This is a genomic window from Companilactobacillus jidongensis, assembly GCF_003946575.1.
Taxonomy (GTDB): Bacteria; Bacillota; Bacilli; order Lactobacillales; family Lactobacillaceae; genus Companilactobacillus; species Companilactobacillus jidongensis.
Genome location: NZ_RHOP01000012.1, coordinates 21,721 through 35,230, shown reverse-complemented (window position 1 = coordinate 35,230; position 13,510 = coordinate 21,721). Strand labels below are relative to the sequence as shown.

Genomic DNA, 13,510 nt, shown 5'->3' with positions numbered 1-13,510 from the left:
CTATTATTTAAGATGCTGCTGTTTGAGTGGTTAATTCAGTTGTCAGTGAATCGATTTTGTCAGATACTACTGAATCACTGATACTGTCTGATGTATCAATTTCGTCAATAGACTTCTGAATCAACGTCTTAGCGCTCTCATAACTGACTAAATCAGCTGTAACATCTTGATAACTATCTTTATCAATTTTTATCTTTTTGTATTCACCACTAATTAATCGATACTTGATACCAATCGGCATTTTAACTATAAGGTTGGCTACTCTTTGGAGATCATTCATTCAGCATCTGTCCCTTCTGTCAAAGTATTAGTTAAATCATCAACTTTAGATGAAACATCAGAATCCAAAATAACGTCATTAACATGCGGATCGATTTCCCCAGTATTGATACCAATTTGAACGTTCGAATATAGTCCATCCAGCGTAACTAAGTTGTCACCATGCATTTGCGTCTCCAGGTCATTCATCTTACCTTGTGCTGTTGTAATCTCCGCATTCGTCGCGTCGAGCTTCTTATTCTGATCAACGACATAATTATCAATCTTGTCATTGCCATCTTTAAGACTCTTATCCAAATCAGCTTTGACAGCATCCATTTGTTTTTGAACATTGTTAAGTGAATCGACAATGACTGCAGCATACATATTTAGTAAGTAACTAAGTTGATGATCAGCAGATGTTTGCATTTCCTTAATGTGATATAGCAAGCGTTGATATTCAGATGAGTAGAATGCAAGAATACGTGGCAATGCAACATCATTTGCAATGATATTGATTGAAAAGTCCAAGGTAGTAAATATCTTGGTTCGATCAGTTGATTCAATAACCAAATGAGCATTCTTGTAATATCCTGCAGATTGAGCAATTACTGCTTCAGGTGACCAATCAATTCTACCTAGATTGGCTTGAATACGATTAAATCCTTCATCAGAATAGATGGGTGCTTCACTAGCATCGCGTCCCTCGAATCTAACCAGATAGTTAGACATGTCCAAAGGACCATCCTTCGTTAAAATCAAAATTGGCGAATGGAACATCCCCGATTGACCTTGACGAATTGATATCTCTTGGAAAATACGCTTATTCGTCAAAGTATCTACAACTGATTGTGGCAAGGTATGAGTACTCTCGTCATCAGTCATTTCATGCGGCAAATAAAAAGCCTTCGATCCATCAAGATAGAAAATCAAAGGCTGCTCTAGTGGCAAATCTATTTTTAATTGTTCATAATCCGATCCAACAGGTACATGAGTTGGTGGCATCAGATCATCTTGGCTAGTGTTATTAGTTGGTTCAGTTGTAATATCTGCCATGTTTAATCTCCTTCCTCAGTATTAAGTGATTCAACTTTGTTACTAACATTTGAATCGCTGATATTATCGTTGACATCGACATCCTTTTCTCCAGTGAATCCAGGTGGAAATACACCATTGGGTGCTGGTTTGTAGTCAATGGCACGATTGATGTTATCCACTTCACGTTGAATAAAATCTAATTTGTCATCCACTTCAGTCTTCGAATAATATTTAGTCTCAACATTCTCATGCATAAATTCCGATACGCTGACATTGATCAGCTTCAAAATAAATGATTTGAAATCACTCAATGACGTCTTGAATTTCGTAAAGAAATCACGCTGCTCAATAACATATCCAACCATTGAATTAACAGTAGTTTGAATCTGCTTGCGATTGTTATTCAAATCGTCTCGAGCATTGGAATCAACAACGCCATTCCAAGAATCCAAATCCAGCTTTGCCAAGTTATTAGGCAACTCAGGCGTATCTGGCCAAACTACTTTGTCGTCAACATTGCTGAACTCGTATAATTCAGAATCATATCCACCGTCATCATTTTCCTTAGCAATCACAACGTCCTTCCCATTCTTGAAAGTAAGAACAACTTTCTTGCCGTCCTTAGAATTCACGTTTAAATTGGGGAATTCTGATGCAATTACTTCTTTAGATAAATTCAATTGATCACATCCTTTCTTGAATATCTGATACCACGCCATTTACTACATTGAAGTAATAATTGGTTGTCAGTACCTCGATTATTCCGTTATCTTCATCAATAAAAATCGCCTGTAGAATTCCCTTAGGAATATTTGCAGGCTTATTTGCTGTAGTAGAATCAAAATAAAAAAGACCTGGAGTATTGATCGACTTCAAATCTTTAACATATCTTGCATATTCTGTTTTGTTTTCCATCAGACTGTTTACATATCCTGTTAATCCTTGCACCGCTAAATAATGAGTCTGTGGATAAAAATATTTTCCATCATTTGGATCAGCCATTCTCTTGATATCAATCATTATACTTCGCCTACCTTTGTTGTTAGCCATGGATTGGTAATTGAGCCGTTGGATAGAGATATGGCTGCGTTATATCTTGCATTTGCTAATGATGTTTGAATAGACAACTCATAGTCAGAAAGTGTCTGAGGAGTTGAATTTAGGTTAATCTCATAGCTATTTGAATAACTTAAAGGATTATATTTAGAACTTACAACTGTTACCCAAGTAGTGAAATTCTCTGGTTGAATATCACAATAAATCATATCACCGATATTTAATTCGTTATCACCTGAATAAGTGAGTGTAATATCCACAGTTGGTTCAGTTTTCATTTGAGACAACGCATATTTTCTCATTTCTATCGGATCTTCAATATCATTATTGGTTATTGCAGGTCCAGGACGTTCACCCCATTCACTAATAGACTTTTCATCTCTAATTATAAATGGCTGAAAGTAATCTGTTGAATGATCATCAGGTGCTGCATCGTCATCACCCTTATTTACCTCGGTTGGTTCGACATCAGTATCACCAGTAAATACAAAGTTATCAGCACAGACCCATTCGTTAGTTGCCACTCGATACCAAGTTTTACCATTAGCACCATCGGTAATCTCACCATTGATTTTCCATTGAGTACCATCAGATAATTTCCTACCAACTTCATGTTGAGGAGTCCAGGGTGAATCATAAATAATTGATTCAGTGGGTGTTACATCCCCTGGTGATACATCTGTCTTACCGCTAAAGTCTAATTGATCTTGTGGTACCCATTCATTAGTTCCAACTTTGTACCAAGATTTTCCTTGAGCACCATCACTAACAGAAGCACTAACTCTCCACTGTGAACTAGGAGATAATGTTCTCCCAGTTTTATTTTGAGGTGTGAAAGGCGAATCGTAAACATAAACAATATTTGACTCTTTGGAATCACTAGAATCAGATTTTGTAGTATCAGAGTCATCGTCACTAGATTCGTCAGTCTTGTCATCAGAATCCTTAGTAGAATTACTATCTGTTTCTTCAGCTTTTACCGTTCCCTGACCTGTTACTGGATTTATTGTGTGATCTTCAGGTTTAACATTACCATCCTTATCAAAACTAATATATTTAGCATCAACCCACTGGTTGGTGGCAACCTCGTAATAAGTTGTATCATTAATAACCCTCTTATTATTAATGGCCCAAGTAGTTCCATTATCTAAATGATTAACTATTGAGTCTTGCTTCTGTGGATCACTCAAAGCTGGTGCTCCACCAACAAAACTTACGGTTCCAACAGCATTACCAATAGGCAAGGAATTGCCACTACTTGTATTTTCTTTATCGGAATCAGTAGAAGTTTTTATCGTTCCTTGTCCAGTAACTTCTATAATAATATGATTCTCCGGTTGAATATCTCCATTCTTATCAAACACAATGTATTTTTCATTTACCCAACCATTAGTAGAAACCCGGTACCAAGTTTCACCATTTGCAACCACTTTGCTATCCATTACCCACTTAGTTCCATTAGGTAAAGTCTGAACAGTATTCGTCGGTTTATTAGGATCATCTACAACAGGCGCTCCATTCATAAAGCTGATTGTCCCAACAGCTGTTCCGATTGGTGATGTCACAGGTGCATTAGTCTTACCATATACCCGTGCAATATTCTGAATTTCAGTTGTATCAATATTAGCCGTAAATGTAGGCGTGTCATGTATATATCTAAATGACTTATCAGTCTTATGCTGCCACTTACCCAATGGAATTAACGTAATATTCTTATTATTAGCAATAACTACTAAATTGAACTTTTCAATACAATCATTGATACATTCCAATCCAGATTTTTCACCATAATCAGTAAAAGTTGCAGTTTCTGTACTTCCCTGAACTTTCCAAGTAAATCCGTGATTTCCAAGTTCATTCTGATCAAAAATGAAACTCATTAAGTCACTTGCCGAAAGCTTCTTGGTTCCATTAATCTTGTCATAATTATAAACATACTGGCAATCGAACCAAATATGAGTAGCTGACACTGTACGTTTCAAATCATAGGCTTCATCATCCTTTTCCGCCTGTTTAATACGATATTTTTGACCATCAAAAATAATATAATTTTCATTTTGTAACAGCTGATAACCAATACTTTCATCATTCACAGCAGTAAAGTCAATCTGATCTGATTTATTCATTTCAATGGAATTACTTAAAGAGTCACGATCAATACAAGTCAAAGTTTCATCATAAACACCATCTTTATCTTGGACTCGGTAACTATCAAACTTAATCATAAGTAGATAAATGGAAAGTCAAAAGTCACAGTGCCATTAAAACCACTTAAGTTAAAACTATTCCATCCCTTTTGCAAATTAATATGACCATGATTTGTATTGATTTCACACGCTGCACCATTAAGAAATGGATGAACCCCTTTAAGAATTAATGAATCATTTGATGAGATACTTTGATTCATTTGAAATGTATCACTGGTATCATTATTGGTTAAAATTGGAGTTCCTGATCCTTTAAATAGAATATCTAACTCGTGGTTCTGCTCATACGGTTGTATATCAAAATCAGAAGGATTATAGATTTTGAAACTACCTGCGTAATGAGTGTAACTAATATTAGTACTGGATAAATTTAGATTATCAGTGATCAAATCTTCTTTATTAATGTCTATTGGAAAATCTGTTGATCTAACGACCGAGTACATATAAGCACTTGGTATTTCAAACTCCACTGAAAAGGATTTATCGTAAAATCCAATATCAGTATAAGAAAAAGGCTTAGGTATTCCGTAAAAACAACGACCAATGTCATAGCTTTGACGTACTCTTACCAAGTCTCTATTAAAGAACTTATTATAAAACTCATGAAATCTACTCTCTAAATCTGTACCATCAGAAACTTCTATCCAAAAATCAGCTTTTGCCGTTCGAGAAGCATAGATAATTGGTCCTTGTTGAATCTGACCATCAATGCCTGTATTTGTTTTGAAATTAGTTTGAGGTTGAGGTGAGCTCACTGTTAATCTAGCAAAATGTAGTCCTTGATAATTACTTATTTCAAATTCATCTTCACCATCATTTTTTAATAGCAATGAATCTTGACGGTATCTACCATTCAATCTTTTAGGCAAGTGATGTACCTCCTTTAACTTGGAATTTAGTCATTCTACGATTTTGTAATCCTATCTTGTCAAAAATGTTTGCAACATCATTTAGAGAACTAGTATCACTACCACTATTACTTGATAATGCTTCATATAATTTACCAAGTAATTTATTTTGAACCTGCGTCATCAATAATTGTTGCTTTTGATTTTCCTCAATGCTTGCAGTATCAACATTAAAGTTTGTATTAGATGATTCATCGTTACCACCAATAGTATCCTTGGCTTGCTGAAGTATCTGTATAGCTCTCATTTTATTATTCAGGGGAATCATTACTTCAGGGCCGGCTTCACCACCAATAATATTAGTTGGTTTTGTCAAAAAACCACCTGCAGCCATGAACCTTGGTCCAGATGGTCCACTAGCTGAACCACGCCATTCACCATATTTACCGTTATATCCCATACCCATGTCAGTTCTCCAAGTTGCATCATTAAATAATGCAATCAGTTGATCCAACGGGTTATGTATATTGGTGTGTCCAGGCATAGCGTAGTTAAGAAATGTTGGCAAAATATACTGAAGAATACCAGTTGATGGATGCCCTGCCTTAGCATTACCATCCCAATTGTTAGTGATATTAGGATCACCGCCACTTTCATTAGCAATGATTCTTTCAATCATATCCACATTGAAATCAGTTATAGTTTGATGCATAAACGCGGCGGCTGCACGAATCATTGGGCCATATGCTTTAGCCGGTCTAGCACCACCAGCACCACTGAAATCCATATTCTCTAATTCTTTTTTAACTGGTCCAGCAATTGCTTTTAAAAACCCATTTGCTAGTGATGTACCAAAACGATTAACAAACTCATTACTACTGAAACTGGCCTTCTCAAAGAATGGCTTCTTCAAAAATGGTACTGGGTCTTTTTTTAATTCATCTAAGTGTTCAAATACGTAATCAGTCATATCAGCAGATGTCTTTTGAGTATCGCCTTTACCAGTCGCATGATGAGGTAGATTGGCTACCATTCCCATAAATTGCTCAGATAAATGATGAGGTAGAATCGATGTTTCAGGAGATAAATATCTAATTTCCTCGCCTTTAATACCTACTGGATAAATTCCACTATTCTTGTCATAAGCTAGTTCATAACCTTGTTCACCAACTACTGCTAATCCTCCAGGAGTACCTGCTGTACCAACAGCATATTTAGCAAGATTTAATGATTTACCACCAAACGCACTGATAACAGAATTAACTCCACCAATGCCTTTGTTAATTTCGGAAATGACCTTACTCATTGATTTACTTGCAAGTCCAGGTAGTGAACTAAATGATGTTTTGAAATCGCCTTTGACTGAAGATAACCAACTCTTCCATTTTTTTAGAAAATCACTTGTAAAACTAGTCTCTCTTTTAGAAATAGAACTCATCTTACTGCTATATGTACTAGCAGCGGTTGAGAGCCCAACTTTCATACCTTCAGACGTATTCTTCCAAGTATCTTTCCAGTTCTTATTGAACGATGATTTGAAGTCCTTGAGTGCATCAATAATTCCATCAGTATCATTCTTAAAATCTTTATCAAATGTAACTTTCGATGTTGCCTTATTGGCTTCTGTTATCTGAGAACTGAGCAATTTACCAATATTCTGCTTATTGAGTGTTTTAGTAAGATTCTGAAAATCCTTATCTAAATTAGCAAACGGATCAGATTTGCCATATAGCTTCATGAATTTATTCAAATTCTGGAATGCTTTTTGAATATCCTTTATTGGCTTAGCAAACTTAGTCCAATCTTTAGTATCCTTTTGAATGCTCTTGGTCAACTTATCAAAGGCTGATGATAAATTATTCTTCTTTAAATCTTTAGCCATATCATCAAGATATTTAGTTACCTTGGTATTCTTCAAAGTAGTTTCCAACTTTGGTAAATCTTTGTTGAATTGTGCAAATGGATCTTTCTTCTCCATAGACTTACCAAACGAAGTAAGTGTTTTAAATAAGTTGCTAAGTTGATTAACCGGTTTTGATAATTTACTCCAACTCTTTGTATCCTTCTCAAGACTCTTAGTTAACTTGTCCAAAGTACTAGTTATCTTATTCTTCTTGAGATCCTTATCCATACTATCAAGGTACTTAGTCAATTGTGATTTCTTTAAAGTTTTTTCTAGTTCCGGTAAGTCCTTATTAAATTGAGCAAACGCATCATTTTTATTCATCGACTTGCTGAACGAAGCCAGTGTTTTGAATGATTTGCCAATATCACTAATAGGTTTTGATAATTTACTCCAATTCTTTGATGAACCATTTAAGCTTTTATCAATTTTGGATAGTTCGTCAGCGGGACTATTCTTTTTAAGAAATTTCTTCAATCCAGATAAGGCATCCTCATAGTTCTTGATAACTGGAATCATATCCTTAACATTTTGAATATCTTTCTTGGATACCTTAGTTGTCGCCACTTTGGTAATTGCTTGAGCGGTTGTTGTTTTCTTAGTAGGCTTATCCACTTCAGAATCAGTCTTTTTTACACGTTTAGCTAACTTTTCGTATTTCTCAACATCCTTTTTAGCTTGTTCATACTTCTTAGTATATACAGAACGTTCTGACGCAGAAGCACCTGGCATAGCCATATCACTCTTATATTGATCAGCAAGTTTCTTGCGTGACTTAACCATCTGCTCATAATATTCGTTAGTACCCTTTTTAGCTGTGGCATCTGGATGGTACAACCACTTTTGAAATGCAGGAGCGGCACTCTTTCCCAACTGATCACCTATTGTTGCTCCCAAACTAGCACCTGCAGGTCCACCAATAACTGCGCCTATTCCAAATCCCATGGTAGTACCGATTGAACCACCAATACTTTCAACTTTCTTACCTTTGCTTTTGGTAGTCAATGCATCGAAAATATCCTTACCTGCAATTGCTGCACCCATAGCTATGGATAACTTACCACCCCAAGTATTCCCCAATGATGTTAGATTATTACCAATTGAACTTCCGTCCAATTTAGAATTAATCCCATCCGTCATTGAAGTACCTGATTTTTCTCCAACTTCTGCAGCAGCTTGTTCAATGCCTGAATTAGTTATTTTCTTTTTCAATCCACCGAATGCATCAGTAATATCATTGACCTTAACTGCAAATCTTCCAATTTTATCAGTGGCCCACATACCGGCAATTAATCCACCAACAACCTTTATAGCTGTTTCATGCTTAGCTATTCCTGAAACAAATTCATTCATCAGTTTTAGTGGATCTTCAGCCTTTTTACCATTGTCATGAATAAGTCCAAACATGCTGCCAATTACTTTTAAGGTGCCAGAAAAAGTGTTCCATGCACCGATTGTAATATCTTTAGCGATAGTTCCAACTGATTTAGTAATACCCTGAAGATCATTGCCATGCTGTCCAAGATACTTAAAAAAGTCAGCAGTTTTATCTGCTAAATGACCAACCCAAGTTCCAATCCCTTTAATGGAATTCTCAAAATCCTTTGAACTGGCTGCCTTGGCCATTCGATCGCCAATTTCAGTAATTGCTGGTAATGCTGTACTTGAAATCGTCATTGTAATTGCATCAGCAGATTGTTTTAACCTATCCAATGCAACTTTACCTGTCTGACTATTCTTCTCTGCTAACTTACTTACATAATCGTTTTTAGCAGAATCAGCAACCTTAGCATTCAATTCACCCAATTGCTTAGAATTTTCGGCAAGAATTAAACCAGCTTGTTGTCCAGTCGTCCCGAATAAGTCGTGGAAAATATCAGTTTTTTCATTTTTTCCCATTCCTTGCACTTTGTCATGTAATAATCCAAAAATGTCAGTCATAGACTTCATATTTCCCTGATTATCAGTGAAATCTTTAGTACTTAGACCCAACTTTTCAAGTGCTTCAGTTCCACCTTTCGTTGGTGAAATCAAACTATTTATAGCTTTACGTAGTCCAGTACCCGATTTGTCCGCTTCGAGGCCATTATTTGAAAGAAGCCCCATTGCACTTGCTGTTTCTGATAATGAGAACCCAGCTTGATGAGCCGTAGATCCGACATATGACATACCAACACCTAAATCACTGAATCCTGTCGCCGTCATATCAGCTGCATATGCTAAATCATTAACCGCAACTTTAGTATTTTTTACCATCCCTTTAGTGGAATTGGTACGCATACCAAATGATTCCAACGTTTGAGATGAAACCTTTACAACATCTGCAAAGTCATCACCAGACGCTACTGACGCTTGCAATTCAGACTTCATAGCGCCTAATGCTTGCTTAGTATCATAACCACGTTTGATTAGATCCTCGTACCCATCAGCAATCTCTTGTTGAGATTTACCATATTTCATAGCATACCTTTGACCATCATCTTGCATCTTAGAAACATTACGAGTAGATTCGGCCATTTTTTCACCGCCGGTTACTGCAAGGTTAGTAATTTGCTTATAACTATTTTCTAATTCAGTAGCCTTTTTAGCACCACTTACAAACATTGCACCTACAGCTACACCAGCAATTCCCGCTGTCATTGCCATATTTCTAAGATGACCAATGCTATTCTTGATACTATTATTCATATTGCCAATTGCTGTTCTAGAATTAACTGCAGCTTGTCTAATACCAGTAAAATGTGTACCCATGCTACCTAACTCTGATCCAAGTTCTCTATAACGTGTTTTACTCTTAGCAACTTCAGTACCTAATTCATTGACTCGTTTGGCTTGTAAAGAATATTCCTTAGAAGCGGCACCACTCTTGGTATTAACACGTTCCAATTCATCAGATTCCTTAGAATATAAGGAGTTTAGTTCTTGAATACGTGATTTCAGTGCTGTTCTTTCAGTCGCTGATGCTTTTATAGATTGACCTTCAGCTTTGTATCGTTGAACTAAGGATTCAGAGATATTCTTAGCGCTCTCCATTGCTTGCTTTTGTTCCTTTATACCAGTTGTATAAAGATTCAAAGTACCTTTAGCACGATCTTGTTGCATAATCATGTCATTCAATTTACGAGTAGCAGTATTTACCTGATTACCATACTGAGAGAATCTCTGACTGCCTTCAGTAGTTGTTCTATCAAGATTACCCATCTCTGATTGCAGTCTGTTGATAAGATTGCGTTGTCCTTCAATCGCACGTCCTAGGCCCTCAGTTTTAACCTGATAGGCTGATTGATATTCACCATTAGCACGCTGAACCTGTTCATTAATTTTCCATTCTGATGTTAGAGCTTTGACCTGATTCCTCAAGGATTGAATGGATCCCTCAGCTTGAACAGAATCAATATGAATACCGGTATTTAACTCCATATCTTTTGCCATTATTTACCTCCTTTCTCATAGATTGATGAAATACCTCCAGATTGAATGAAATCAGTCAAACTCAATGGACCAACATCATTATTAGGGTTATGTAGCTCACGTTTATCATTAAGAATTTCTGAAAGTACAAAAAATGGCTGGGATTCTATTGTTTCCAAATCCCAACCTGTTTCCTGCATAATTGATTTTTCATAATTCAAGAAATCGTTATAAACGATATATGGATCTACTTGCTCCTCTTTCGTGGCTTTTTTGGGTCAATATCTTCCTCGTCTGAAGTAACACCGTGAGCAAGTTGACCAGCTAACACGGCGGTTGCATCACCAGTCATGTCATCAAGCATAGAAACCTGTTTTGAATTCAACTTCAAAATTTCTTTAATAAAGTTATATGGAACATTCTGAAAATCCATCGATGATTGGGAAACTGAAGAAAATCCATCCATAATAGCTTGTGTGGCTTCCTTTTCGCCTAAGTCTTGTTTCTCTAACTTATCAATCTGATCAAGGCTAGATTTCAAAGCTTTATTCTTGGTACTGATCTTTGTGTAATATTCGTAAGATAATCTCATATTCTTATTACTTTTTTTAATCGAGAATCTTCGATTAAATGCATTGATCTGGAAATATTCCTTCGACATTAACTATTCCTCCTATTTATCAGTTGAATCTGTTGGATTAACATTAGAAGCTGATGAACTTCCACCATCAATTGTTGTTAATGGCATACCATAAATCATTGTTTCCCACTTATTGGTATCGAAGTCTTTTTCATCCTCCAGTGCTTCAAAGTAAGCAAAACCATCTGAATCACGTGTAGTAGCTGTGAATGTCAATTGATCTTGATCATAGACAGTTGTATTTGTATTTGTTTTTGGAGCTACTGATGTTAAATGAAACGTTCCTTTAACAAGTGCTAAATGTGCTGTTATTGATTCATCCACCGCATCATGAGAAATCATTTCAAAAATACAGTATGGGGACTGTGTTTTCTTACCAATCCCAGCAATACCACCATCAAATGTTTCCATTCCTAATATTTTTTGTCTTACCGCTAGTGGAATAGCATTAGCAATAAAAGCTACTGAAATTGCTCCAACACCTTTTCCACCTGCTTTCCACTCCTGGTCTGATCCATAAATGGGCGTAATTGTAGGTGAAATGTTTGAAATTGTAGCACTTACAACTGAACCTTTCTCTTTAGGATCGACATTGAATATATTATCTTTTTGAATATTCTCCGTATTCGGATCAAAAATACCGATTCTTGCTGATTGAAATCCTGATAATGCCATTAGTAAATTACCTCCGTATTTTCATATTTCATTGTTCTAGTTAAATACCCGGTGTCAGAATCGACATCCGGGTATGAGTTAATTTGATAGAAATGATACTTTTCTAATTCATGATTGATAATCGATTCAGTTCTGTCAGGTTCTGTATCGCCTCGATAAAAGATTTGAATTTCTATCATATTATCCTTAGCTGTACTCACGTCACTAGCTCTGTTTGTAAATATGCTATGAATTTCAGTAATCAAAATCATTGTTTTATCAGTGCTTATCAAATCCTGTGGAATATTTTGTGCAAAAAAATTGGAAGAATTAATTTTCAATTCTTCCGACTTACTCAACAAAATATTTAAAATCTTATCTGCAACCATATTAGTCACCCGTTAGTTCTCTATATTTTTTAGCTTCAGCGGCTAAAATCATACTTTTGGACTCAACTAAGGATTTTTCCTGAAAATGAAGTCCACTAATAATTCTTGTTTTGTGAGCTTTTGCTCCTTTACCACCATGGGCTGCATATCCATCATTCAAAATTCTGGCAATATAGCCACTATGGCCTGTAGTTGATTTGAATCCAACATAAGTAGCTCCATCTTCAGCCTTATAACTGATTCCTATATCATCTTCGAGTTTGACCTTGGTCTCTCTTGAATATTTTCCTTTATGCAAACTGTTATTCATGTTGTTTCTTAATGACTCTTTATAAACTAATGCACCTGCTTTAGTCATTTGCTTTTTTTGATTAGGTGTCAAAGAAAGATCAGATAATGCTTGATCCAACTTCTCCATTCCCTCAATAAATTCCAATTCTGTCCACCTTCTTAATGGTAACCAAATCAAACGAGTGTGCTGTATTGCTCCACTCTGGAGAAGTACCCGTTATCTCATACAACGAGTCCTTAAAACGCGCGTATTTAGCACCATTTAGACCACTTTCACGATGTCTAATAATCAGAATTAAATCAAAATTATCTGACGCACCTAAAGTTGATATTTGCTGATTTACTGTCATTGTATAAACTCCACACCAAACAGTTTCAGTTTCTTTGAAATCTGGCTGCATAGTTCCTTGAGTAGTTCTGACTGGAGCCGCAACGCCTAAATGTAATCTTGTATTCAATCTGCTAGGGTTGATATTACGAACCATTTTCAATACGCTCCTGATATATTCGATTATATTTTCCACGCAATTGGGCAATTATTGAGTTACTAGCCAAATCAACATTATTAACACGTCCTGTCATACTTGCGGAACGATATGTGTAATACGAACTAGCAATAGCAATAACTGCTGTTTCATAAAGCGTTTGAGTTTCAGGTAATTCATAGAAATCCTTCATTAAACTTCCCGTTTCACCAATTGCACCTTTTACATATGATTCTGCAGCAATCAAATTGCGATTTAAAACCTCGTCATCATCACTACCATCAACTCGCAGACTTAGCTTAAGGCTACTCAATAATTCATCAGTCATTT

At 36.0% G+C, this 13,510-nt stretch carries 14 protein-coding genes; all 14 read right to left on the bottom strand.

Annotated elements, in window-relative coordinates; all coding sequences use genetic code 11:
* Nucleotides 1–7 precede the first annotated feature (7 nt).
* The gene (locus tag EKM68_RS08630; protein ID WP_125589790.1) at nucleotides 8–280 is read right to left on the bottom strand and encodes a hypothetical protein; all 273 of its coding nucleotides are present in this window, start codon (nucleotides 278–280) and stop codon (nucleotides 8–10) included.
* Nucleotides 277–1,314: a hypothetical protein gene (locus EKM68_RS08625; RefSeq protein WP_125589788.1), complete on the bottom strand. Its 1,038-nt coding sequence runs from the start codon at nucleotides 1,312–1,314 to the stop codon at nucleotides 277–279. Before EKM68_RS08625 ends, EKM68_RS08630 begins: the two co-directional genes overlap by 4 nt.
* A 2-nt stretch (nucleotides 1,315–1,316) precedes the next feature.
* Nucleotides 1,317–1,976 (bottom strand): hypothetical protein, encoded by a 660-nt coding sequence (locus tag EKM68_RS08620; protein WP_125589786.1) that lies wholly within the window; start codon nucleotides 1,974–1,976, stop codon nucleotides 1,317–1,319.
* Between the two features lie 4 nt (nucleotides 1,977–1,980).
* On the bottom strand, nucleotides 1,981–2,316 hold the full coding sequence (locus tag EKM68_RS08615; RefSeq protein ID WP_125589784.1) for a hypothetical protein: 336 nt from the start codon (nucleotides 2,314–2,316) through the stop codon (nucleotides 1,981–1,983).
* Nucleotides 2,316–4,577 carry a prophage endopeptidase tail family protein gene (locus EKM68_RS08610; RefSeq protein WP_125589782.1) on the bottom strand — a complete coding sequence of 754 codons (2,262 nt, stop codon included), beginning with the start codon at nucleotides 4,575–4,577 and terminating at the stop codon, nucleotides 2,316–2,318. The genes EKM68_RS08615 and EKM68_RS08610 overlap by 1 nt, the downstream gene beginning before the upstream one ends.
* A complete protein-coding gene (locus tag EKM68_RS08605) occupies nucleotides 4,574–5,428 on the bottom strand; it encodes a phage tail domain-containing protein (RefSeq protein WP_125589780.1) in 855 nt (284 codons plus the stop codon). Before EKM68_RS08605 ends, EKM68_RS08610 begins: the two co-directional genes overlap by 4 nt.
* On the bottom strand, nucleotides 5,421–10,742 hold the full coding sequence (locus tag EKM68_RS08600; RefSeq protein WP_125589778.1) for a phage tail tape measure protein: 5,322 nt from the start codon (nucleotides 10,740–10,742) through the stop codon (nucleotides 5,421–5,423). The genes EKM68_RS08605 and EKM68_RS08600 overlap by 8 nt, the downstream gene beginning before the upstream one ends.
* Nucleotides 10,742–10,900, bottom strand: coding sequence for a hypothetical protein (locus tag EKM68_RS08595; RefSeq protein WP_155832115.1), 159 nt, complete (start codon nucleotides 10,898–10,900; stop codon nucleotides 10,742–10,744). The genes EKM68_RS08600 and EKM68_RS08595 overlap by 1 nt, the downstream gene beginning before the upstream one ends.
* A gap of 68 nt (nucleotides 10,901–10,968) precedes the next feature.
* On the bottom strand, nucleotides 10,969–11,382 hold the full coding sequence (locus tag EKM68_RS08590; protein ID WP_125589776.1) for a hypothetical protein: 414 nt from the start codon (nucleotides 11,380–11,382) through the stop codon (nucleotides 10,969–10,971).
* Between the two features lie 12 nt (nucleotides 11,383–11,394).
* Nucleotides 11,395–12,036 (bottom strand): phage tail protein, encoded by a 642-nt coding sequence (locus EKM68_RS08585; protein WP_125589774.1) that lies wholly within the window; start codon nucleotides 12,034–12,036, stop codon nucleotides 11,395–11,397.
* Nucleotides 12,036–12,404: a DUF806 family protein gene (locus EKM68_RS08580; RefSeq protein WP_034543135.1), complete on the bottom strand. Its 369-nt coding sequence runs from the start codon at nucleotides 12,402–12,404 to the stop codon at nucleotides 12,036–12,038. The genes EKM68_RS08585 and EKM68_RS08580 overlap by 1 nt, the downstream gene beginning before the upstream one ends.
* A gap of 1 nt (nucleotide 12,405) precedes the next feature.
* Nucleotides 12,406–12,840, bottom strand: coding sequence for an HK97 gp10 family phage protein (locus EKM68_RS08575; RefSeq protein ID WP_125589772.1), 435 nt, complete (start codon nucleotides 12,838–12,840; stop codon nucleotides 12,406–12,408).
* Entirely contained in the window at nucleotides 12,827–13,180 is a 354-nt protein-coding gene (locus EKM68_RS08570; RefSeq protein WP_125589770.1) for a head-tail adaptor protein, read from the bottom strand. Before EKM68_RS08570 ends, EKM68_RS08575 begins: the two co-directional genes overlap by 14 nt.
* The gene (locus EKM68_RS08565; protein WP_025024720.1) at nucleotides 13,170–13,508 is read right to left on the bottom strand and encodes a head-tail connector protein; all 339 of its coding nucleotides are present in this window, start codon (nucleotides 13,506–13,508) and stop codon (nucleotides 13,170–13,172) included. Before EKM68_RS08565 ends, EKM68_RS08570 begins: the two co-directional genes overlap by 11 nt.
* Nucleotides 13,509–13,510: the final 2 nt, after the last annotated feature.